This is a genomic window from Hymenobacter psoromatis (genome assembly GCA_001596155.1).
Lineage (GTDB): Bacteria > Bacteroidota > Bacteroidia > Cytophagales > Hymenobacteraceae > Hymenobacter.
In genome coordinates this window covers 3,787,436-3,807,228 of the sequence record CP014771.1, presented here as the reverse complement: position 1 = coordinate 3,807,228, position 19,793 = coordinate 3,787,436, and the positions used below count along the sequence as shown (strand labels likewise).

Here is a 19,793-nt window from a genome sequence, read left to right as displayed (position 1 = left end):
TAGCTACCCCACCAGTGCGTGCCAGGTGTAGGAGATTTCCGCCCAGTGCTGCCAGCAGTACAGGCCATTAACCAGCAGCCCGCCCAGCGGGATGAGAAGCACCGGCAGCCACCTCAGTAGTCGCGGCGCGTGCAGCTGGCCTTCCCGGATGCCCAGCCATTTGTCCGCGGGCGGGCTGATGGGTAAGCTCAGCAGCTGACCCGCTGGGTCATCGAGGTTGGCGTGGGCGGCATCTTCTACCCCCGACCGCAGCAGGAACTGGATGCGGCGGTAGTTCTTCGCGGCCGGCCGCAGCAGCACCACGCCGATAACGGCGAAGACGAGAACGCCCAGCGTGAACAGGGGATACACGTTGGAGTGCATTCCCCGGATGCGCGAGACCGCGGGCAAAAAGCCCACGTACTCGACCCAGACTTTGGAGCCACTCTTGACCAGCTCGTAGCCTCCGGTTGTGTCCGCTGAAGCGCCCTCAATCAACAGGCCGTCGCGGAGGTCTTCCCCTGCATCGCTGGGATTATAATGTCCTACGTAAGAGGTTCCCCGTCTCAGCTGGCCGCCGGGCAAGGCGTAAGTGTACTGAAATGCGAATATCGGCCGGATGCCATAGTCACGATGCAAGCCGCCGGCGGAGGAACTTGAGCCGGTGCTTTCCAGAATTGGCGTTACTTTCAAGCTCGTCACCGTGCCTAGAGCGTGCTGCGGGGCCAGAAACAGCAGAGACTTGACATCTGCTCCGAAAGCGCAGTTGAACCAGAACAGCAGCATACCGAAGTTCAGAAAAAACCAACCGGGCTGACTCGCCAGCAGCAGCAGGTAGAGCACTACCCCCGCCGGCACGGGGCGCGGCGGCGGGGCGAGTAGGCGCGGGGTGGGGCGCGGTGAGGCGTGGGGGTTTTGCTGGCTCATTTCACGATTACCCAGTGGCCGTTGAGTAAAGAAAGGTAAACGTCGAAGATGATAGTCCCGCCGTCTTCGTCTGGCGTGGACGTAAAAGCCGGGCGGCCGTTCGGGGCGTGCGCGCGGACTGCGCGCCCGCCACCATAGATAGTGTACCCCAAAGCCTCGTAGTGAATTGGGCTGAGCCCCCAGTTCGGCCGGCGGAACTGCTCCTCGTAAATTTTGCGCCAGCCGCCATCCGGGTTTCCCGGCGGCAGGCCAAAACCAACATTCAGGTCGTGAGTTGCGGAGGCGAGCAAGGCCGTGGTTTCCGCCGCATTTTTATCTATAAGCGCCTCATAAAGCCGTTTAATCTGGGCGTTGATGCCGGCCTTGTCCAGCGTCGCCAAGCTCAGCTTGGTGGCGTTTTGCCAGCTCAGCGGCTCCGCGGGCGGGGTGGTCTGGAACTGGCCGCGGACGCTCGGCAGGGGCAGCTGCGTGTCTTTCATCTTCCAGTCAAAGCTATACAACGCCTTTACCTTATCGTTGTCGCCACCCAGACCAGAAATGGTGATGACACTAACTTGGATGGTGGCATTTGCGAGGGCGTGGGTTTGGCCCTGGGGCGGTTTTGCCACCACGGTAATGGTGTTTTCCGCGCTGGTGAGCAAATTATTGATAACGTATGACCCCGTGCCGTCCCTCCCATCGTCCAGAATAACGGGCATGTCGTTGACCCGCACCTCCAGCAAGACGCCCTCATAATCGGCCGTCAGATGGTAGCGCTCTCGGGCTTTCCTCGGCGGCGAGTTATCGGGACGGGGCGCGGAGACTGGCGTAGCTGCTTTCGCCGCTGCGATTTGGGTTGCGGGCTCGGCCTGGCGGGCACCCAGTAATGCTACTCCCAAAATCACCAATAAAGCGTAGCCAAGAGTATCCATATTTTTCTCGTTCCTTTCTCAGGAGATTAAATTGACAGCAGTGACAGGCAGGAAAGTACCCCTCCCGAAAGCTATGGAGTAATTACGTTTACCCCAAACGTAAACAAGCAAGAAGCGGCTGCCAAGCAGCTTTACCCCCATCCCCGAGACGGCTCGCGGCCGGGTCCTCTTTAGGCTCGAAGCCAACCCCACCGGCCCTACCCGGTGAGTGCGTGCCAGGTGTAGCGGATTGCCGCCCAGTGATGCAAGAGGTAGGAGAGGCTGGCAAGAAGCCCGCCGAGAGGAATAATCAGCACTACAAGCCACCGCGCCAGCCCTGGTGCATGAAGCCGACCCTCCCGGATGCCCAGCCAGCGGTCCGCGGGCTGGCTGATTGGAAACTCCGGCAGGCGGCCCGCTGGGTCGGTCAGGTTTTCCCCGGCCTGGTCTTCCACCCCGGCGGCGAGCAGCGTGCCAATGCGCTTGTAGTTCCGCAGGCCGGGAATAATCCAGACCAGGCCCAGCGCGGTAAACGCCAATACCAGGAGACGGTAGGCAGGGAAGACGTTGGACCTCATTTGCGCCACCCTAGACAGAGCCGGCAGCCCCCGCACTATCTCCACCGGAACGGCCATCCCGACCGCCAGCGGCGTATCGGCCAGGTCCCCGAACCGGCGTGAATAGGTGTTGGGGTCGTGCATCCACAGGGAAGGCCCCGTTTCTGCGTCTCCGACGGCGTAGGAAACGCCCGAAAGCCGCCGCCCGCCGCGCCGGTACGTGTACTGGACGGCGTAGATGGGACTGGTGTACTGAACCGAAATCTTGCCAGCACCGGGCGAGGACCCGGTGCCTTCTTCAAACGGGGTCAGGGTGATGCGCGTCACGGTTCCCGACCCGGTTTGTTTTGGGGCCAGGAATAAGACGCTCTTAACATCCGCCCCAAAGGCGCACCAGACCCAGAAAGAAAACTGGCCGACGCCCAGCGCGAGCCAGCCCAGCTGGGTCGTCAGCAGGGTCAGGTACAGCGGGAGCAGGCGCGGCACCGGCCGCGGCGGCGCGGCCAGGCGGGGAGCTTCGGTGCCCGCCTGGGGTAGGAACTCATCCGCTGGGGGTCGGTTTTTCAAAGCACCAGGGTCCACTGGCCGTGGAGCAGGGCAACGCGGACGGTAAATTCGGAGGTGCTCCCATTGGCGTCCGGGGCGGAGACGAGCGGGGCGCTGCCGTTAGGGTTCACCACGGCAACAATTCGATTATCCGCACAAAGATGGTACTGCAGATGGGCGTAATCCACGGGCTTGACGCGCCAGTGCGAATCAGCAAAATCTTGTTGATACCGCCGCTTTTGGCTGGCCTCGATGTCGGCCAGCGGGCGTCCCAGGGCAATGGACGCATCCCGTGACGAATTGTTCAGCAACTCGCTGAGCTGGCCCGCGTCCTTGGCCGCCAAGGCAGCGTAGTAGCGCTTGACGAGCGCGTTGATAGCCGCCTCCGATTGGGCATTCAACGTGACTTTCGGTGCGGCTTGCCAGCTCAAAGGCCCGGCGCGCACTACCGGCGGCAGGACGGCGTGAATCGTGGCGGGCAGCGGCTTGGCCGGATTAGTCTGCCGCCACTCGTAGTGGTAGACCAGCTCCGGCTTGCTGGTTCGCTCGCGCCCGAAAGCATTGATGTTGAAGATGACAAACGCGCCAGCGGGCGGCCGCGCAGCCCCTTTGGGGGGGTGCAGCGTAATGGTGAGGTGGTTTGGCTCGCCCAGCAGAAACGTGTTCAGGAGCTGCCCGCCGCTACCGCCCTCGTCGGACTCGACGGAGATGCCATTAATCTCAACGTCGAGGCCGAGTTCGTCCGAATGCACCTCGGACTGATAGAATTTCATCCCCTCGCCTGCGGTACTTGAAGCAGGTTTTCGGGTCTGGGCGCGAACGAGGCCACCCGCCACCGGAGCTGTCAGCACCGCTACGCCGGTGAACAGGGCAACGCCAACGAGCTTGGTGGCAATGCCGATACTTTTTGACTTGATGATGCGCCTTGTCATGATAATCATTTTATGGTATTGTCCTGGTTCAAGCTTCTGCCTTGTGTGAGTTGCAGTCGGGTAAGAACAACAGTAAGTAGCTCCTGTGTCCGGTATCGGTCTTCGGCAAGGAGCGCATTTTCCGCCTGAACCGGGCTTCAGGTGGTTGGGTAGAAATGGACGTGGATAAGGCAACTTTTCTTTGTCCTGGAAGCAGAAAACCAGCCGCCAGCCCCCCCTTCTACCCTCACCTTGAAACCGCTCTACTAGATAGGGGCGCGTTTCTGCACGTTATCTCCCCAACCCGAGAACCGCCAACGCTGCCGAGCCCGAAGCGCCGCCAGACCCGCCTTCATCGCGGACAAACATGGAGGTTGACTTGTAGTGTTTTTATCCTCGCCAAGTAAAAATCCCTACAAAGACTGTAGAGATTTTTACTTGGCGAGGATAAAAACATTACAAGCCGGTTAACTGGCTGCCACTACTGCTTCGCCCGAAACGACCACGTGACCCGGAACACCGCCACCACGTCGCCGGCCTCATCCCGCCCCGTGCTGGTGCACACTACCACGCGCCCCTCGCCGGTGGCGCGGCTCTCAGCCACGGCCTGCGCGATGGCCGCGCCGTCGGGGCAGGTGAAGGCAATGGTGCCCACCGCCTTCTTGCTAAACTCGGCCGTGAGGCCCACCACCAGCATCGACACCGCCTTACCCCCCTGCACCTGCATCATGGCCTGAATGCCGGAAGCCAGCTCGGCCGCCATCGCCAGGCAGGCAAAATAGATGCTCCGAAACGGGTTTTGGGTCAAATACTTATACCGCACCGTCACGGTGGCCGCTTCGGGCGATAGGGCCACCAAGCGCAGCCCCGCCAGCCAGGCCATCGGCAGCTTACGCAGCATAAAAAGCCGCAGCTTGGCCGGGCTCAGCACCTGCCGGCGAAAGGCAGCGGCGGCCAGCGAGTCGGCGGGCGGGGCGGGGGGTAGGGCGGTGGAATCGGGCATGGGACGGGGCGAAAGGCGGGAAATAGGTCGGCGTAAAGCTACCGTTTTTTGGGAACGCGCGTCGGCGCAGACTTCACTACTAATTCCTGGTACCCAAAAGTGGGGTCCGTTTCGCGAGTAAAAACCAGGCCTGGCAGCGCGGCCAGTACGATTTCGGCGGTCGTGTACACCCGGCAGCCGTCGAGCAGGTGGCCGCCCAGCGTGCGCCCGGTGCTGTCGGCCACGCTCAGGTGCAGGTGCCCGCCGCCGCTCGCCGCGAGCGTGCCCACCAGCGATACTATCTCGAAATGCCCCCGGTACAGCGTGGCTTCCTCCTGGTTGGCCAGGCGCAGGCGCACGTCGGTGAGGCTGCCCACGCAGGTCAGCACCGCGCCCGCCTCGATGCGGTGCGCCGCCACAAAGGCCAGCAGCTGCTGGCGCAGGTCGTCGCCGGGCCGCAGGCGCAGCGCGTAGGCTTGCAGGCTGGAGGAGGGGGTAGGAGGCATGGCCGGGGGCGCTGCCTGCCCCAGCGCCGGGCCGGCCAGGTAGCTAAGAAAGAGAAAGAGCCGGGGGCGCATCACCCCGCAAAGCTATTTGCTGAAGCGCACCGTGCCATAACGCACCTTGATGTTGACGTTGCCCGCGCCGCGCGCCGGCAGGCGGCCGCCATACACGCCCATCACGTCGGCAATGCCGTCCGCTTTGCCCCCCGTTGAGAGCACACGCACCTGGTTTTTATCAACCAGCAGCTGGCCTTGCTCGGTGCTCACATCGAAGCGAAAGCTGGGGGTAGCCTCCGCAAAACCCAGCCGAATGGTGCTGTAGCCGCCATCCAGCGTCACCTGCCGGAAGTTAGCGCCCAGGTCGCGCACCTCAAAATCGGGGCAGTAGCGCACGGCCATATCCAGGCCCTCGCTCAGCTTATCGACGCTGAAATGCGAGTAGCCCGACGAGCCGCGCAGGGTGCGCACGCTGCCCAGCGCCACGTCGCCGTATTTGCTATGCACCAGCAGGTCACGCACCGTGCCCATGTCCACATCTGAATAATTAGTCAGCAGCTCAATCTGCTCGCCCGCGTCGAGGCGCAGCTTGGCGTAGTCGGCTTGCAAGGTGGCTTGTTGGGCATAGGGCAGGGTAGCGTCGCCGTTGGCGATGCGCACCACGTTACCCGTGCCGTTGAGGCGCGCCGTGCGCAGGGTGCCGTAGTTCACGTCGAGTTGCGCCGGCCCCTGCCAGTCGCCGGCCACCGCTACATCAGCAAACTTGGTCTTGATGTGCAGGGCCGTAGTATTGGGCAGCCACACGGTATAGCTGATTTCGTAGCGGCAGCCTGCCCCACTGCATTTACCCTTCAGCTCCGGCCCAAACTGGGAGGTCACGGCGACGCCGCCCGTGCGGGCATCGTAGTCGAGCCACTGCACGCTCAGGCCATCCAGCAGCTGAGTAGCGGCCGCCGGGGTTTCGGCGCGGGCTATTAGCTCCGCTTCCACCTTCATTTCCGGCTTGTCCCAGGCGCTCACCCGCACCCGCCCATAGCGGGTGTCGAGCGAGAAGGCCTGCCCCACCTTCGTTACCTTGATGCTGCGGCTAAAGTGGCGGCGCTGCTCAATGGGTGGGATAGTTTCTTGCTGGTCCGGCACCTGGGCTGCTGGCGCTTCCTGCGCGCTGCCAGCTATCGGCGCCACGTAGTTGGCCTGCGTGCGCTCGGCCGCCGGGTCGGTGCCCGCCTGGGCCTGGGCCCCGCGGCCTGGCAGCATCAGGCCCAGGGCAGCCAGCACTAGGTAGCAAAATCTAACGCCCATGACGGCGCACTACTACGTTGTCGGCCACTACCCGGCTATCGGCCAGCACATATTCGCCGGAGTTGCCTGCGGCGAGCGCGGTATGGTCGCCGCCGTGCAGCTCCAGCTGCCGGTCCAAAATATCGAGTCTGATTTGTAGGTTGCGGTTCATGGCCGTCAGCACCACTTCTGGCTGCGGGTGCTGGGGCAGCTCGCGCTTGAGCTGCTGATAGCTCGAATCGAGCCCTACTAATTCGTGCGCCCACTCAGCCGTAGCCGATGGTGCCAGCTGGCCCAGCTGCGTTTTGCGGTCGTTCAGCTGCGCGATATAGTAGCGCTCCATCCCATGCACCGCCGTGTCGAGGCGCGCGTCCACGTCGGCTCCCTCCCGGTGGCTGGCCGTTACTAAACCAGTCGCAGGCGCCACATAGAGGCCGGCATCCATAGCGGGGGTAGCGACTGCTACCGGCGCATGATTGACTTTCCAGCGCTCCCCTACCCCTGCCGCGATTACCAACGCCGCCAGCGCAGCCGCCAGGCCGTAGTGCTGCCAGCGCCTGGCAGCCTGCATCCGCACCACAGGCAGCTCGGCCGCCACGTGGATATCTTTCACTATCCCCATCACGGGGCGCTTATCGCTCGGGGTTTCGCCATGCAGCTGTTTTTCCAGCGCGGCCCAAAGCTCCGGGCGCGGCTCGTGCAAGTCGAAGTCGGCCCGGTGCCGCTCCGCGTATTTTTCTAGTAAATCAGAATTGATAGGTTCCATAATAAATAAGCACCCCGTTGCTGTTCAGGTTACTACTATGCCATGAGCTAATACGGTTGCCCGGCAGTAAAATCCAGCAGAAACGGATAGGAAAGGATGAGAAAGAGTGCGTAATGCGCTAAGTATCCAAGCAGGCAGGGTTGTTAGCTTAAGCCGCGCTCGGCGGCCAGCTCCCGCAAGCGCTGCCGGGCCCGGCTATATTGCGACTTGGAAGTTGATTCAGTAATGCCCAGGATGCCAGCGATTTCCAGGTGGTCGTAGCCCTCCAGCAAATACAGTGACAATACTATCCGGTAGCCATCCGGCAGCTCCTGAATGCAGCGCCGCAGCACATCGGCGCGGTATTGCTGCTCCTCCGCATCTTCCTTCGCATGCGGCGAAACGCTTTCGGCCGGCGAGCTATCGTGGTGAAAATCTTCAAGCGGCACCAGCTGCAAGCGGCGCTGCCGCAGGCAATTAATGCTCTTATTTACGACTATCCGCTTGAGCCAGGCCCCAAACGACGAGTCGCCCTTGTAGCCGCTCAGCTCTCTGAACGCACTCAGGAAAGACTCCTGCAGCACGTCCTCCGCCTCGGCATAGTCACCCGTGATACGGAGCGCAGCATTGAACATTGCCTTGGAGTAGCGCCGATACAACTCGGCTTGCGCCTGCCGGTCATTTACCCGGCAGCGCTCCACCAGCGGCGCATTAATGTCGATATACGCAACGGCTTCCATAAATAAACTAAGCTGGGGTAGGCGAAAAAGTTGGCAGCTTTTCGAACTATATGCAACACAGACAAACGCTAGCGCGGTCAGGTTGCACAAAGCCCGCAAAACGTCACTAGCCTATGTAAATGTATTCTACTGGCAGTGTAACGCGTGTTCTGCACAAGGCTGCCCGGCACGGAGGGGGTAGGGCCCTACCCCCTCCGTGCCGGGCATAGGCTACTATAAAGGCACAAAAAAAGGACCTGCTTCTCAGCAGGTCCTTTTCAATTCGTTTGCTAAGATTACTCAGCCGTAGCTTCCTCGCGGGTTTCGCCGTTGGTAAGCGTATCGGTAGCCGTATCAGCCGGTGCCGACTGCGTAGTAGCCGCTGCCGGAGCATCAGCCTTCACTTCGGCAGCCGAAGTACCGGTTTCGTTGCCCGCAACTTCGGTCTTGCCACCACGACGACGCGAACGACGGGTAGTAGTCGACTTGGCTTCGGAAGCATTCTTGGCTTCCAGCATGGTTTCGTTGAAATCCACTAGTTCAATGATGCACATATCCGCGTTATCACCGGAACGGGTTGCGCTCAGCTTGAGAATGCGGGTGTAGCCCCCCGGACGGTTGGCAATACGGCCAGCGATTTCGCCATATAATTCCTTGAGGCTCTCTTTGTTTTGCAGGGTAGCAAACACGGTCCGGCGCGAGTGCGTCGTGTCGTCTTTGGCCTTGGTCAGCAGCGGCTCCACAAACTGGCGCAGGGCCTTAGCCTTGGCTACCGTCGTGGTGATGCGCTTCGAGATAATCAGCGACGAAGCCATGTTCGACAGCATCGCGTTGCGGTGGGCGGCAGTACGGCCCAGGTGATTGATTTTTTTACCGTGTCTCATCGGACAAGTTGGTTAAATGCTACGCTTGCGGACCAAGACCACGGCGGACCCAAAAGCCTCATTAGAACCCCAGCCCCGAGGGCGTAGCGGGTGAAATAAAAAAGTTTCTGGCCCCTACCCCCTCTCAAATGAGTGAAGGGTAACGGCCAGAAACCAGTAATTAATCTTCGTCTAAGCGATACTTGCTCAGGTCCATACCGAAGTGCAGACCCTTTTCTTCTACCAAATTTTCCAGTTCGGTCAGGCTCTTCTTACCGAAGTTGCGGAACTTCATCATATCGGCCATGTCGAGTTGTACTAACTCGCCCAGGGTCTTGATGTCAGCCGCCTTCAAGCAATTGTAAGCCCGCACCGAAAGGTCCATTTCGCCCAGCGACGTTTTTAGCACCTTGCGCATGGCGAGGGTTTCCTCGTCAATCGGCTCAGCAGCCACCGGGCGGTTGCCGCTCAGCTGCATCGTGCTGTCCGAGAACAGCATAAAATGCTGAATCAGGATGTTGGCCGCGCCTTTTAGCGCCTCCTCCGGATGGATGGAACCGTCCGTCTGGATTTCAATCAAAAGGCGCTCATAGTCAGTTTTCTGCTCTACCCGCGTGTTCTCAATACTGTATTTCACGTTTTTGATAGGCGTGTAAATAGCATCAATCGCAATCTGACCAAAAACCTGGTCGGTCGGCTTATTTTCATCGGCCGGCACGTAGCCGCGGCCACGCGCAATCGTCAACTCAAACTCCAATTCCTTGGCTGAATCAAGATTACAGATAACCATCTTCGGATTCAGAATCTGGAAGCCAACAGCAAATTTGCCGATATCGCCCGCCGTGAAGGTATCCTGACCGCTAATGCGCACCGTAATCTTGTCCTCAATAGCGTCGCTGATTTTCTTGAAGCGCACTTGTTTGAGGTTAAGAATGATTTCGGACATATCCTCAATCACTCCCACAATCGTCGAAAACTCGTGCAGCACCGAAGTCGTGCGCACCGACGTAATGGCGAAACCCTCCAGCGACGAAAGCAGAATGCGCCGCAGGGCGTTCCCAATTGTAACGCCGTAGCCCTTCTCCAGAGGCTTGAATTCAAACGTCCCAGTGAAGTCGTCGGATTTCTCCATCACCACTTTCTCCGGCATTTGAAAAGCTAAGATTGACATATGTGAGGCAATTAGTTATGTATGAAGAAAGCAAGCCGAAACTTGCCTTGAAATTGGTAGCCAACCAAAACTCTGAAAGAGTGTTTTTAGTGCCTTCTAACGTCTATTTCAAGATGTTAACTCCAGCGACGGCTTAGCACAAATGCGGCCCGAACCAAAGTCGAGCCGCATTTGATACCATTATTACTTCGAATACAGTTCGACGATGAGCTGCTCCGTAATTTTCTCCGGAATCAGGTCACGCGACGGCATGTTGGTGAACTTACCAACCATGTCTTTGCCGTCCCACTCCAACCACGAGAACTGACGAGCATTACGCACGGTCAGGCTGGTAGTAATAGCTTCGAGCGACTTCGACTTTTCACGCACCCCAACCAAATCGCCGGGACGCAGCTTGTAGGAAGGAATGTTCACTACTTCGCCGTTCACCGTAATGTGCTTATGCGACACCAGCTGGCGGGCAGCCCGGCGGGTAGTGGCAATGCCAAGACGATAAACCACGTTATCGAGGCGCGACTCCAGCAGGCCCAACAGGTTCTCACCCGTGATGCCCGGCAGTACAGCGGCCTTGTGAAACAGGTTCTCAAAGTATTTTTCCAGTACACCGTACAGATACTTTACTTTCTGCTTCTCCATCAGCTGAACAGCGTATTCCGACTGCTTCTTGCGACGGCCACGGCCGTGCTGGCCGGGGGGGTAGTTCTTTTTATTGAGCGCTTTGCTCGGCCCGAAAATCGGCTCCGAAAAGCGGCGGGCGATTTTGGCGGTAGGGCCAGTATAACGTGCCATGAGATGTTACTAACAGAATGGAAAAATCAAACGCGACGACGCTTAGGAGGGCGGCAGCCGTTGTGCGGCAACGGCGTCACATCGCGAATGGTCGTCACCTCAATGCCCACGTTACCCAGTGCGCGAATAGCCGACTCGCGGCCCGCACCTGGACCTTTCACGAATATCTCTGCTTTACGCATACCCAAATCATGGGCTACCTTACCGCAGTCAGTAGCTGCCATCTGGGCAGCATAAGGAGTATTTTTCTTCGACCCCCGGAAGCCCATCTTACCAGCAGAGGCCCAGGAAATAACCTGACCGTTGGAGTTGGTAACCGAGATGATGATGTTGTTGAAGGAAGCACGGATATGGACTTGGCCCACCTGCTCCACCACGACAAGCCGCTTTTTGGCTTTGTCTTTTCTTTTTTGTGCCATTTGGTTATCGCTAAAAACGCGGCAGGTGTTAGAATTGAATTAAGGAGTAAGAGTTGTCTCTCGACTAGCCCCTACCCCCTTACTCAACTCTGATTGCCACTACAGTTTATTTCGTTGCTTTCTTCTTACCAGCTACCGTCTTACGCTTACCCTTGCGAGTACGGGAGTTGTTCTTAGTGCGCTGACCACGAACTGGCAGGCCTTTGCGGTGGCGCAGGCCACGGTAGCAGCCGATGTCCATCAGGCGCTTGATGTTGAGTTGCACTTCCGAACGAAGCGCACCCTCGGTTTTGTGCTCAGAAGCGATGATGCTACGCACCTCGCCAGCTTCAGCTTCGGTCCAGTCCTTCACCTTTTTGTTGACATCAATGCCAGCTTTGGTGAGGATTTTAACCGAGTTACTCCGGCCAATGCCGAAAATATAAGTCAGGGCGATTTCGCCGCGCTTGTTGTCCGGGATGTCTACCCCTGCGATACGAGCCATAGTGGTTGTGAGATGTTTGCGGACCAGAAAGCCCGGCAACAGCTTGGAAGGCGACTAAGCAACGTGAGCTTAGCCAGTACCCAAGGCTCCGGATTTCTGAAAATTGATTTAGCCCTGACGCTGCTTGAAGCGGGGGTTCTTCTTGTTGATAACGTAGAGCTTACCGTTGCGACGGATGATTTTGCAATCAACGCTACGTTTCTTTACCGAGGTTTTTACTTTCATGACCTTGAAAAGAACGAAAAAAAAATTACTTGTAACGATACTTGATGCGGCCCTTCGACAAATCATAAGGCGACATTTCTAACTTTACCTTGTCGCCGGGCAGAATCTTGATATAGTGCATTCGCATCTTACCCGAGATATGGGCAATCAACTGATGCCCATTTTCCAATTCCACGCGGAACATGGCGTTGGACAGGGCTTCGAGGATGGTACCGTCCTGCTCGATGGAGGCTTGTTTTGCCATAAGGGCTACTGCAATGCTTTTTCTATGTATGAAAACGAAGTCAGAATTTCCGCCTTGTCTTTCCTAACAACAACCGTGTGCTCAAAGTGCGCAGCTGGTTTTTTATCGCGGGTTCGGATGGTCCAGCCATCTTTCTCCTGCACCACGTCCTTCTTACCAAGGGTAACCATCGGCTCGATGGCGAGCGTCATACCAGTTTGTAGTAGCGGCCCTGAACCCCGCTTACCATAATTCGGAACATCAGGCTTCTCATGTAGCTTTGCCCCTACCCCGTGGCCTACCAGTTCACGCACCACGCCGTATCCTTTCGAGGACACGTAGTTTTGAATGGCGTAGCTAATATCACCGATGCGGTTACCAATTACGGCCTGCTCGATGCCCTTATACAACGAGGCTTCTGTTTCCTTCAATAATTGCCTTACCTCAGGCGTCACCTCCCCTATTGGGTAAGTATAGGCACTGTCTGCGTGGTAGCCATTGAGGAAGACTCCGCAATCTACCGATAAAATATCGCCACTTTTTAGTGGTTCATCAGTAGCAAAACCATGAACTACTATTGAGTTTGGACTCAGACACAGACTGTATGGGAAGTTATTGTAGCCTTTGAACGAAGGAGTAGCTCCATTATCGCGGATGAATTCTTCAGCCCGGCGGTCAAGTTGCCGGGTTGTAGCTCCCTCACGAACTAATGCGGCTACTTCACCGTGGGCGCGCGCCAATAGTTGCCCAGCAGCGCGCATTAACTCTATTTCTTCTTCAGTTTTAAACTGAATAACACCAGTTGCCATAGCTAACTCATGAGGCCAACGCTACCTGCTCGGTAGTCCGACCACGTAGCTTACCCGATTTCATCATGCCATCGTAATGACGCATCAGCAGATAACTTTCTATTTGGTTTAGGGTATCTAACACTACACCTACCATAATAATAAGTGAAGTCCCCCCATAAAATAGCGACAATGGGCGAGTTACTCCTAGCAGCAGAGCCAGAGTCGGGAATATGGCAATGAGCGCTAAGGCTACCGCACCCGGCAGAGTAACGCGAGTCAGAATCTCATCAATAAATTCCGATGTATCTCGCCCTGGCTTCACACCAGGAACAAAACCACCACTACGCTTCAGGTCGTCCGCAATCTGATTAGGATTAACACTGATAGCGGTGTAAAAATAGGTGAAAACAACAATCAATATCGCGAAAACTGTATTATATACCCAATGCTCTGGCGAAAAGTAAGCGGCGATAGTCGCAGCCATATCACTATTCTTATCCCAAGCCGAAGCTGCAATACTTGGTACAAACATCAATGACTGGGCGAAAATAATGGGCATTACTCCAGCAGCATTAACTTTTAGCGGGATAAATTGCCGTTGAGCATCCAGTTGCGTAGTACCACCTACCTGCTTGGCATACTGCACCGGTATGCGACGCACAGCCTGCGTGAGAATAATAACCGCCATTACTACTAGAAAAAGAACAACTAGCTCCAGTAAGAAAATCAGCGATTTATTAATGCCCTTTGCAGCTGCTTCTCCGATGAGAGCACCAGGTAGGCGCGACACAATACCAATCATGATAAGCATCGATATACCATTACCGATACCTTTATCAGTGATTTTTTCACCTAGCCACATACAGAACAGCGTGCCAGCTGTAATAATGAGCATAGTTGAAATAGTGAAGAATGTGCTGGGATTTACAATGGCTTCAGCATTTATGGTAGCAAGAAAACCAACGGATTGTGCCATCACAATCGGAATTGTGAGTAAGCGGGTGTATTGATTAATTTTTTTACGGCCAGATTCGCCTTCTTTCTGTAGCTTCTGAAAATAAGGTACAGCAATTGTTAGTAGCTGTAACACAATAGAAGCAGAGATATAGGGCATAATGCCCAATGCAAAAATGGAAGCATGGCTAAATGCTCCACCAAGTAGCGTATCAAGAATACCAAATACACCACCACTGCCTGCCTTAAGGCGGGTAGGGTCAACACCAGGCAGAACTACATAGCAACCTAGCCGGTATATGGCAATGAAGAATAACGTATTGAGGATTCGCGTACGCAAATCCTCAATCTTGAAAATATTCTTTATCGTTTCGATAAATTTATTCATCGCCAATTAATAACAGTACACGTTACAGCGTAACTACTTTGCCACCAGCCTTTTCGATAGCATCAACAGCCGATTTCGAAAAAGCGTGAGCATGTACTTCTAGTGCCGTGGTAATTTCACCGCGACCCAAAATTTTAATTTTGGTATTCTTAGATACTAATCCGGCTTCTACGAAGTAGTTCTGGTCCATCGAAGTAACTGTGCTCTTTTCAAGCAAACCTTGAATTACATCCAGGTTTATGCCCTTGAACTCAACGCGGTTGATGTTTGTGAAGCCAAACTTAGGCACACGACGCTGCAATGGCATCTGGCCACCTTCGAAGCCTGACTTGCGCGAGTAGCCTGAGCGCGACTTAGCACCTTTGTGACCGCGGGTAGCAGTACCACCGCCGCCGGAACCCTCACCCCGACCAAGACGCTTGTTATTGCGCGTAGAGCCGGCGGCGGGTTTTAGATTGGAAAGATTCATGACTGGGATAAACACTTACAGTTCAGTTACTTCCAGCAGGTGCTGTATCGACTTCACCATACCCAGGATGCTGGGGTTGGTTTCGTGGGTAGCAGTGCTGTTCATTTTATTCAGGCCGAGGGCCTGCACGGTGCGCTTCTGACGCTCGGGGCGGTCAATGGCGCTGCGCACGAGCTTTACTTGAATCTGTGGCATAGTCAAATTAACCGTTAAAAACGCGAGCGAGAGAGATACCACGCGCCTGAGCTATTTGCATCGGGTCGCGCATCTTGGCAAGGGCGGCAAAGGTAGCCTTTACCACGTTGTGTGGGTTCGACGAGCCTTTCGACTTGGCAAGCACGTCTTTGATACCAGCCGACTCAAACACAGCGCGCATGGCACCGCCGGCGATTACGCCCGTACCAGCAGCCGCGGGCTGTACCAGCACGAAGCCTCCGCCATAGCGACCTTCCATCACATGGGGTACGGTGTGCTTATAAAGCGGCACTTTCACCACATTCTTGCGAGCATCGTCAATGCCCTTGGCAATGGCATCGGTTACTTCGTTGGCTTTGCCTAGGCCGTAGCCTACGTTGCCTTTGCCATCACCTACCACTACGATAGCCGAGAAGCTGAAGCGACGGCCACCTTTCACCACTTTGGCGACGCGGTTGATAGCTACTACTTTCTCTTTGAAGTCAGAATCGCCCTGAACGGAATCGTTACCGCCCCGGCCACCCCGGTCATTACCGCGGCGGTCGTTACCGCCCCGGTTGTTGCCACCGCGGTCGTTTCCACCAGGAGCGCCACCACGGTTGTTGTTGTTATACTCTGCCATGATGCCTTAGAAATTGAGGCCGCCTTCGCGGGCTCCTTCTGCCAATGATTTAATACGACCGTGATAGAGGTAGCCCGAGCGGTCGAACACCACTTTCGTGATGCCAGCTTCCTGCGCTTTTGCGGCGATTTCACGGCCTACGGCGGCGGCCAGGGCCACGCCGTTGCCGCCCTCGGCGGTTACCTTTTTCGACGAAGCGGCGGCCAGTGTGCGGCCAGCCGAGTCGTCAATAATCTGGGCGTAGATGCCCGTGTTGGAGCGGAACACCGACAGGCGCGGGCGCTCCGACGTACCGGACACTTTCGTGCGGATGATGCGCTGAATGCGCTTCCGGCGAGATGCTTTATCGAAAGCCATAATACTGAATTACTTTTTAGCGGCAGTCTTGCCGGCTTTACGACGAACAATCTCACCTACAAAGCGCACACCCTTGCCTTTGTAGGGCTCTACTTTCCGCAGTGAGCGGATTTTAGCGGCTACCTGACCGACAAGCTGCTTGTCGATGCTGGTCAGGGTTACAATGGGATTTTTACCTTTCTCAGTCACAGCCGTAGCCGATACTTCGGGAGGCATGGCTAAGTACACGTTATGTGAATAGCCAAGCGACAACTCCAACGATTGACCCGACAGGGCGGCCTTGTAGCCTACCCCCACCAGTTCCAGCTTGTGCTCGAAACCGGTATTTACGCCGGTAATCATATTATTGATAAGCGAGCGGTAAAGGCCGTGCATGGCCTTGTGGCGCTTCTGCTCCGTGGGACGCGATACGACTACGTGACCGTCCTCCGTAGCTACCGCGATGTCGCGGTCTACAGCCTGAGTCAAGGTGCCTTTCGGGCCTTTCACCGTTACGGTGTTGTCTTTGTCAACCGATACCTGCACGCCGGTGGGCAGGTTAATCGGCAGTTTACCAATGCGGGACATATAGATACTAGGGCTTAGCGGTTAGTACACGTAGCACAGCACCTCGCCGCCCACGTTCTCGTTTTTAGCCTCCTTCTCCGTCATTACCCCCTTTGAGGTTGACAGAATGGCTACGCCCAAGCCACTCAGTACGCGGGGCAGATTATCAGCCGCACGGTACTGACGCAGACCAGGCGTGCTAACGCGCTGCAAGCTGGTGATAGCCGGCGCTTTAGTGGTAGGGTTGTACTTCAGGGCGATTTTAATCACACCCTGGGCCGACGTATCGTCAAAACGATAGCTCTGAATGTAGCCATTGTGATAGAGCACTTTCGTGATTTCCTTTTTGATGTTGCTGGCCGGGATTTCCACTACCCGGTGGTTCGCCTTGAGGGCGTTGCGCAACCGGGTGAGGTAATCGGCAATCGGGTCAGTATTCATTTAGTTTAAATAGGCCCTGGTTTTGGGACCGCAAAGATAAGAAAATTTCGACGCACGAGCTACTTGCCGCACAACGAAATTTCGGTTAAGACTACTCAGCTCAGCTGTCGGGGCTGGCTAATGGTTTCTTTCGGCAACCTGCCAAATGCGCGGGCGAACCCGCCGGGTATGCTGTTTCGGGGTGCAAAGGTAGCAGGCAGCGTGGCACTTATGCAAGAGAACCCACGACTTAATTTCTAATTCGCTACGAGAATGCGTTCTTCTGCTCCTAGTTTCGCTGCCCTACCCCCACCCGCAGCAGCAAGCACGGTTTAGGACGCTAGGATTTTGTGTTAAAGCGTCAGAATTTAATTACTATCCTTTGCAAAAAGAAGGGTTTTACCGGAAATTTCGTTGAATAGCTTTCTTACCTCCTGCACCGGGTCAGAACCAGAATCACCGTAGTTACTATTTGCTGATGTTCTAATATAAGAAGGTGGCATAGAACCTTTGAACTCCCTCTTAACAGTTACTACTTTTTTATTCAAATCAACTAACTCAATTCTATATACTATCTGAGTTGCTAAGCCACCGTTGCTGTACCTACCCACTTCAACTTCATCACGACTAATACGGAAGACGTGCTTTACATCTGACACTTTTCTTGGCTTAACCATCTTATTCATTGAATAAAACATAGTATCAATTTTAGGTAGCTCGGACTCACTGTTTGGCAAATCTACAGGCAGTACTAGGCCACTTATAATTATTTTTTTACTAAGGTGCTCAGGATAATATTTTGCATAGTTTAGTATATTGCTTTCAAAATCCTTCACCTCATTTTCCTTTGCTAGTCTAGTAACTTCACGCTTACCATCATTGTCATTAATTATAAACAGGGTTGAGCCGCTCGCATATAAAATCATAAAAATTAGTAGAAATATAAAGGGCTTTTTATTATAACCACCCACTAAGAATAACCAAAAGCGCTCATAATCTTTGACTACTTTTCTGTAATAAAAACCTGATACTAATACAAAAATTATAGATATTCCTCCCCATATAGGAGAAAACGAAAATGTAATAAACGGCAAACCTATTGCCAGCGCAAATATTGAGGAAAACTCTATAATATTCGCAATAATTGAAAGTATGTAGAGTACTATGCCAAAAATAATAGTTAATACTCCTTCACCTACTGCCGAAGCGACCTTTGCTGTTGATTTTAAAATATCTCTGAAAAAAGTGTTATAACTCTTACTTGCATAGTATGATGCTTTATTCTGAGCATCACGTTGCCAAGACTGGTATGCATAACTACTCGTCTGATTTGCTTGTGAGTAAGTGCTGCTCTGACCGCGTGATGTATCAGCCTTTTGTTGCGAGACTATTTCCGCTTCTAGAAGAGCATCATATGCTAAACGCTTCTGGTCATCTTTAAGAATCTCATACGCTTCATACACCTCACGAAATATCCGAGGAGCTTGAGCACTTTTGTTAATATCAGGATGCCACTTCTTTGCAAGGGGCCGGAAAGCACTTACTATTTCGCTTCTAGATGCCTTAGATGTTAAGCCAAGTACTTTATAATAGTCTTTCATTTAATTGGACTTATTGTACTTCCAAAATCGATTAATAGCAAATATATGGGGCACTTCAGTAGCAAAGCACAAAAAAGGCTGGTTGCAAGAATGCAACCAGCCTTTTTTACAGACGAACTTACGAAGCAGTAATACTACCAGCTTGATTTCGTTACGCCGGGAATCTTACCAGCCAGCGCCATTTCGCGGAAGCGAACGCGGCTGATGCCAAACTTGCGCATATAGCCACGGGGGCGGCCGTCAATCATGTCGCGGTTGTGCAGGCGCACGGGCGACGAGTTGCGGGGTAGCTTATCAAGGCCAACGTAGTCGCCGGCCGCTTTCAGAGCCTTACGCTTCTCGGCGTAGCGGGCTACCATAGCCACGCGCTTGCGTGCCCTTGCTTTGATGGATTCTTTAGCCATTATTCAGCTTCCTTTTTAGCGTTAGCGAAGGGCATCCCGAAGGCGCGGAGCAACTCATAGCTCTGCTCATCGTTTTCGGCAGTCGTCACGAAGGTGATATCCATGCCGGAGATGCCTTTGATTTTGTCAATCGAAATCTCGGGGAAGATAATCTGCTCCTTCACGCCGAGGGTATAGTTGCCCCGGCCGTCGAAGCCCTTATCGTTGATGCCCTTGAAGTCCCGCACGCGGGGTAGGGCTACCGTCAGCAGACGGTCCAGGAATTCATACATCTTCTCGCCGCGCAGCGTCACGCGCGCACCGATGGGCATACCTTCCCGGAGTTTGAAGTTCGAAACCGAGCGCTTAGCGATGGTAGGAACAGCTTTCTGACCAGTGATGGTCGTTAACTCTTCTACCCCATTGTCCACCAACTTCTTATCCGCAACGGCGGCACCGATGCCGCGGTTGATGCAGATTTTGGTGATGCGCGGCACCTGCATGATGCTCTTGAACTGGAATTTCTCCTGGAGCGCGGGTACTACTTCTTTCTGATATTTATCTTTCAGTCGAGCCATTGTCGTAACGAATTAAGCGTTGGCCGAATCAACCTTCTTCACGTTCGAGACGTGCATGGGGCTTTCGATTTTGGTGATGCCACCCTGGGGGTTCTTCGCACTCGGCTTGTTGTGCTTCGTTACCAGGTTGAGGCCTTCGATGATAACGCGCTGGGTAGAGCGATTCACCGATTTGATGGTGCCGGTTTTGCCGCGCTCGTCGCCGGCAATAACCTTCACGAGGTCGCCGGATTTCACGTGCAGCTGCACGACCGGGGCTTTTGCTTTGGTTGCCATAG

The 19,793-nt window shown here is 55.0% G+C and carries 27 protein-coding genes; all 27 read right to left on the bottom strand.

Translation table 11 applies throughout. From position 1 onward, the window contains the following. Window positions 1–3 precede the first annotated feature (3 nt). The 27 genes from A0257_16325 to A0257_16195 all read right to left on the bottom strand — a co-directional run bounded on the left by A0257_16325 (window position 4) and on the right by A0257_16195 (window position 19,791). Window positions 4–906, bottom strand: a complete 903-nt coding sequence (locus A0257_16325) for a hypothetical protein (GenBank protein AMR28503.1) — start codon at window positions 904–906, stop codon at window positions 4–6. After that, window positions 903–1,628, bottom strand: coding sequence for a hypothetical protein (locus tag A0257_16320; GenBank protein AMR28502.1), 726 nt, complete (start codon window positions 1,626–1,628; stop codon window positions 903–905). Before A0257_16320 ends, A0257_16325 begins: the two co-directional genes overlap by 4 nt. 386 nt (window positions 1,629–2,014) lie before the next feature. After that, window positions 2,015–2,935, bottom strand: a complete 921-nt coding sequence (locus tag A0257_16315) for a hypothetical protein (protein AMR28501.1) — start codon at window positions 2,933–2,935, stop codon at window positions 2,015–2,017. Then, window positions 2,917–3,672 (bottom strand): hypothetical protein, encoded by a 756-nt coding sequence (locus tag A0257_16310; protein AMR28500.1) that lies wholly within the window; start codon window positions 3,670–3,672, stop codon window positions 2,917–2,919. Before A0257_16310 ends, A0257_16315 begins: the two co-directional genes overlap by 19 nt. 619 nt (window positions 3,673–4,291) lie before the next feature. Then, window positions 4,292–4,813 (bottom strand): thioesterase, encoded by a 522-nt coding sequence (locus tag A0257_16305; GenBank protein AMR28499.1) that lies wholly within the window; start codon window positions 4,811–4,813, stop codon window positions 4,292–4,294. 38 nt (window positions 4,814–4,851) lie between these two features. Further along, the gene (locus A0257_16300) at window positions 4,852–5,274 is read right to left on the bottom strand and encodes a hypothetical protein (GenBank protein ID AMR29809.1); all 423 of its coding nucleotides are present in this window, start codon (window positions 5,272–5,274) and stop codon (window positions 4,852–4,854) included. 108 nt (window positions 5,275–5,382) lie between these two features. Continuing rightward, window positions 5,383–6,570 (bottom strand): hypothetical protein, encoded by a 1,188-nt coding sequence (locus tag A0257_16295; GenBank protein ID AMR28498.1) that lies wholly within the window; start codon window positions 6,568–6,570, stop codon window positions 5,383–5,385. Between the two features lie 13 nt (window positions 6,571–6,583). Then, the gene (locus A0257_16290) at window positions 6,584–7,339 is read right to left on the bottom strand and encodes a hypothetical protein (protein ID AMR28497.1); all 756 of its coding nucleotides are present in this window, start codon (window positions 7,337–7,339) and stop codon (window positions 6,584–6,586) included. A 143-nt stretch (window positions 7,340–7,482) separates the two neighbouring features. Continuing rightward, window positions 7,483–8,058, bottom strand: coding sequence for an RNA polymerase (locus A0257_16285; GenBank protein AMR28496.1), 576 nt, complete (start codon window positions 8,056–8,058; stop codon window positions 7,483–7,485). A gap of 275 nt (window positions 8,059–8,333) precedes the next feature. Then, window positions 8,334–8,921, bottom strand: a complete 588-nt coding sequence (locus A0257_16280) for a 50S ribosomal protein L17 (protein ID AMR28495.1) — start codon at window positions 8,919–8,921, stop codon at window positions 8,334–8,336. A gap of 160 nt (window positions 8,922–9,081) precedes the next feature. Next, window positions 9,082–10,071 (bottom strand): DNA-directed RNA polymerase subunit alpha, encoded by a 990-nt coding sequence (locus A0257_16275; protein ID AMR28494.1) that lies wholly within the window; start codon window positions 10,069–10,071, stop codon window positions 9,082–9,084. A gap of 183 nt (window positions 10,072–10,254) precedes the next feature. Beyond that, window positions 10,255–10,860, bottom strand: a complete 606-nt coding sequence (locus A0257_16270) for a 30S ribosomal protein S4 (GenBank protein ID AMR28493.1) — start codon at window positions 10,858–10,860, stop codon at window positions 10,255–10,257. Between the two features lie 26 nt (window positions 10,861–10,886). Then, a complete protein-coding gene (locus A0257_16265; GenBank protein ID AMR28492.1) occupies window positions 10,887–11,279 on the bottom strand; it encodes a 30S ribosomal protein S11 in 393 nt (130 codons plus the stop codon). Window positions 11,280–11,385: 106 nt separating this feature from the next. Next, the gene (locus tag A0257_16260; GenBank protein ID AMR29808.1) at window positions 11,386–11,763 is read right to left on the bottom strand and encodes a 30S ribosomal protein S13; all 378 of its coding nucleotides are present in this window, start codon (window positions 11,761–11,763) and stop codon (window positions 11,386–11,388) included. Window positions 11,764–11,871: 108 nt separating this feature from the next. Continuing rightward, window positions 11,872–11,988, bottom strand: a complete 117-nt coding sequence (locus A0257_16255; GenBank protein AMR28491.1) for a 50S ribosomal protein L36 — start codon at window positions 11,986–11,988, stop codon at window positions 11,872–11,874. A 25-nt stretch (window positions 11,989–12,013) separates the two neighbouring features. Further along, a complete protein-coding gene (gene infA, locus A0257_16250) occupies window positions 12,014–12,232 on the bottom strand; it encodes a translation initiation factor IF-1 (protein AMR28490.1) in 219 nt (72 codons plus the stop codon). A gap of 5 nt (window positions 12,233–12,237) precedes the next feature. Further along, a complete protein-coding gene (locus A0257_16245; GenBank protein ID AMR28489.1) occupies window positions 12,238–13,020 on the bottom strand; it encodes a type I methionyl aminopeptidase in 783 nt (260 codons plus the stop codon). 7 nt (window positions 13,021–13,027) lie between these two features. After that, window positions 13,028–14,344 carry a preprotein translocase subunit SecY gene (locus tag A0257_16240; GenBank protein ID AMR28488.1) on the bottom strand — a complete coding sequence of 439 codons (1,317 nt, stop codon included), beginning with the start codon at window positions 14,342–14,344 and terminating at the stop codon, window positions 13,028–13,030. Between the two features lie 22 nt (window positions 14,345–14,366). Further along, window positions 14,367–14,813 (bottom strand): 50S ribosomal protein L15, encoded by a 447-nt coding sequence (locus tag A0257_16235; GenBank protein ID AMR28487.1) that lies wholly within the window; start codon window positions 14,811–14,813, stop codon window positions 14,367–14,369. Window positions 14,814–14,828: 15 nt separating this feature from the next. Further along, on the bottom strand, window positions 14,829–15,008 hold the full coding sequence (locus tag A0257_16230) for a 50S ribosomal protein L30 (protein AMR28486.1): 180 nt from the start codon (window positions 15,006–15,008) through the stop codon (window positions 14,829–14,831). Window positions 15,009–15,015: 7 nt separating this feature from the next. Beyond that, window positions 15,016–15,468 carry a 30S ribosomal protein S5 gene (locus A0257_16225; GenBank protein AMR29807.1) on the bottom strand — a complete coding sequence of 151 codons (453 nt, stop codon included), beginning with the start codon at window positions 15,466–15,468 and terminating at the stop codon, window positions 15,016–15,018. A 168-nt stretch (window positions 15,469–15,636) separates the two neighbouring features. Further along, a complete protein-coding gene (locus tag A0257_16220; GenBank protein ID AMR28485.1) occupies window positions 15,637–15,987 on the bottom strand; it encodes a 50S ribosomal protein L18 in 351 nt (116 codons plus the stop codon). A gap of 9 nt (window positions 15,988–15,996) precedes the next feature. After that, entirely contained in the window at window positions 15,997–16,554 is a 558-nt protein-coding gene (locus A0257_16215) for a 50S ribosomal protein L6 (protein AMR28484.1), read from the bottom strand. A 21-nt stretch (window positions 16,555–16,575) separates the two neighbouring features. Beyond that, entirely contained in the window at window positions 16,576–16,974 is a 399-nt protein-coding gene (locus A0257_16210; protein AMR28483.1) for a 30S ribosomal protein S8, read from the bottom strand. A gap of 1,714 nt (window positions 16,975–18,688) precedes the next feature. Continuing rightward, window positions 18,689–18,958, bottom strand: coding sequence for a 30S ribosomal protein S14 (locus A0257_16205; protein ID AMR28482.1), 270 nt, complete (start codon window positions 18,956–18,958; stop codon window positions 18,689–18,691). Next, window positions 18,958–19,515 (bottom strand): 50S ribosomal protein L5, encoded by a 558-nt coding sequence (locus A0257_16200; protein AMR28481.1) that lies wholly within the window; start codon window positions 19,513–19,515, stop codon window positions 18,958–18,960. The genes A0257_16205 and A0257_16200 overlap by 1 nt, the downstream gene beginning before the upstream one ends. A gap of 12 nt (window positions 19,516–19,527) precedes the next feature. Beyond that, the gene (locus tag A0257_16195; GenBank protein AMR28480.1) at window positions 19,528–19,791 is read right to left on the bottom strand and encodes a 50S ribosomal protein L24; all 264 of its coding nucleotides are present in this window, start codon (window positions 19,789–19,791) and stop codon (window positions 19,528–19,530) included. Window positions 19,792–19,793: the final 2 nt, after the last annotated feature.

Bases quoted from the DNA above. Each gene is read 5' to 3' on its own strand.
- A0257_16325 (AMR28503.1), bottom strand. From the start codon at position 906: ATGAGCCAGCAAAACCCCCACGCCTCACCGCGCCCCACCCCGCGCCTA.
- A0257_16310 (AMR28500.1), bottom strand. From the start codon at position 3,672: ATGAAATTCTATCAGTCCGAGGTGCATTCGGACGAACTCGGCCTCGAC.
- A0257_16305 (AMR28499.1), bottom strand. From the start codon at position 4,813: ATGCCCGATTCCACCGCCCTACCCCCCGCCCCGCCCGCCGACTCGCTG.
- A0257_16290 (AMR28497.1), bottom strand. From the start codon at position 7,339: ATGGAACCTATCAATTCTGATTTACTAGAAAAATACGCGGAGCGGCAC.
- A0257_16285 (AMR28496.1), bottom strand. From the start codon at position 8,058: ATGGAAGCCGTTGCGTATATCGACATTAATGCGCCGCTGGTGGAGCGC.
- A0257_16280 (AMR28495.1), bottom strand. From the start codon at position 8,921: ATGAGACACGGTAAAAAAATCAATCACCTGGGCCGTACTGCCGCCCAC.
- A0257_16275 (AMR28494.1), bottom strand. From the start codon at position 10,071: ATGTCAATCTTAGCTTTTCAAATGCCGGAGAAAGTGGTGATGGAGAAA.
- A0257_16270 (AMR28493.1), bottom strand. From the start codon at position 10,860: ATGGCACGTTATACTGGCCCTACCGCCAAAATCGCCCGCCGCTTTTCG.
- A0257_16265 (AMR28492.1), bottom strand. From the start codon at position 11,279: ATGGCACAAAAAAGAAAAGACAAAGCCAAAAAGCGGCTTGTCGTGGTG.
- A0257_16260 (AMR29808.1), bottom strand. From the start codon at position 11,763: ATGGCTCGTATCGCAGGGGTAGACATCCCGGACAACAAGCGCGGCGAA.
- A0257_16255 (AMR28491.1), bottom strand. From the start codon at position 11,988: ATGAAAGTAAAAACCTCGGTAAAGAAACGTAGCGTTGATTGCAAAATC.
- infA (AMR28490.1), bottom strand. From the start codon at position 12,232: ATGGCAAAACAAGCCTCCATCGAGCAGGACGGTACCATCCTCGAAGCC.
- A0257_16245 (AMR28489.1), bottom strand. From the start codon at position 13,020: ATGGCAACTGGTGTTATTCAGTTTAAAACTGAAGAAGAAATAGAGTTA.
- A0257_16240 (AMR28488.1), bottom strand. From the start codon at position 14,344: ATGAATAAATTTATCGAAACGATAAAGAATATTTTCAAGATTGAGGAT.
- A0257_16235 (AMR28487.1), bottom strand. From the start codon at position 14,813: ATGAATCTTTCCAATCTAAAACCCGCCGCCGGCTCTACGCGCAATAAC.
- A0257_16230 (AMR28486.1), bottom strand. From the start codon at position 15,008: ATGCCACAGATTCAAGTAAAGCTCGTGCGCAGCGCCATTGACCGCCCC.
- A0257_16220 (AMR28485.1), bottom strand. From the start codon at position 15,987: ATGGCTTTCGATAAAGCATCTCGCCGGAAGCGCATTCAGCGCATCATC.
- A0257_16215 (AMR28484.1), bottom strand. From the start codon at position 16,554: ATGTCCCGCATTGGTAAACTGCCGATTAACCTGCCCACCGGCGTGCAG.
- A0257_16210 (AMR28483.1), bottom strand. From the start codon at position 16,974: ATGAATACTGACCCGATTGCCGATTACCTCACCCGGTTGCGCAACGCC.
- A0257_16205 (AMR28482.1), bottom strand. From the start codon at position 18,958: ATGGCTAAAGAATCCATCAAAGCAAGGGCACGCAAGCGCGTGGCTATG.
- A0257_16200 (AMR28481.1), bottom strand. From the start codon at position 19,515: ATGGCTCGACTGAAAGATAAATATCAGAAAGAAGTAGTACCCGCGCTC.
- A0257_16195 (AMR28480.1), bottom strand. From the start codon at position 19,791: ATGGCAACCAAAGCAAAAGCCCCGGTCGTGCAGCTGCACGTGAAATCC.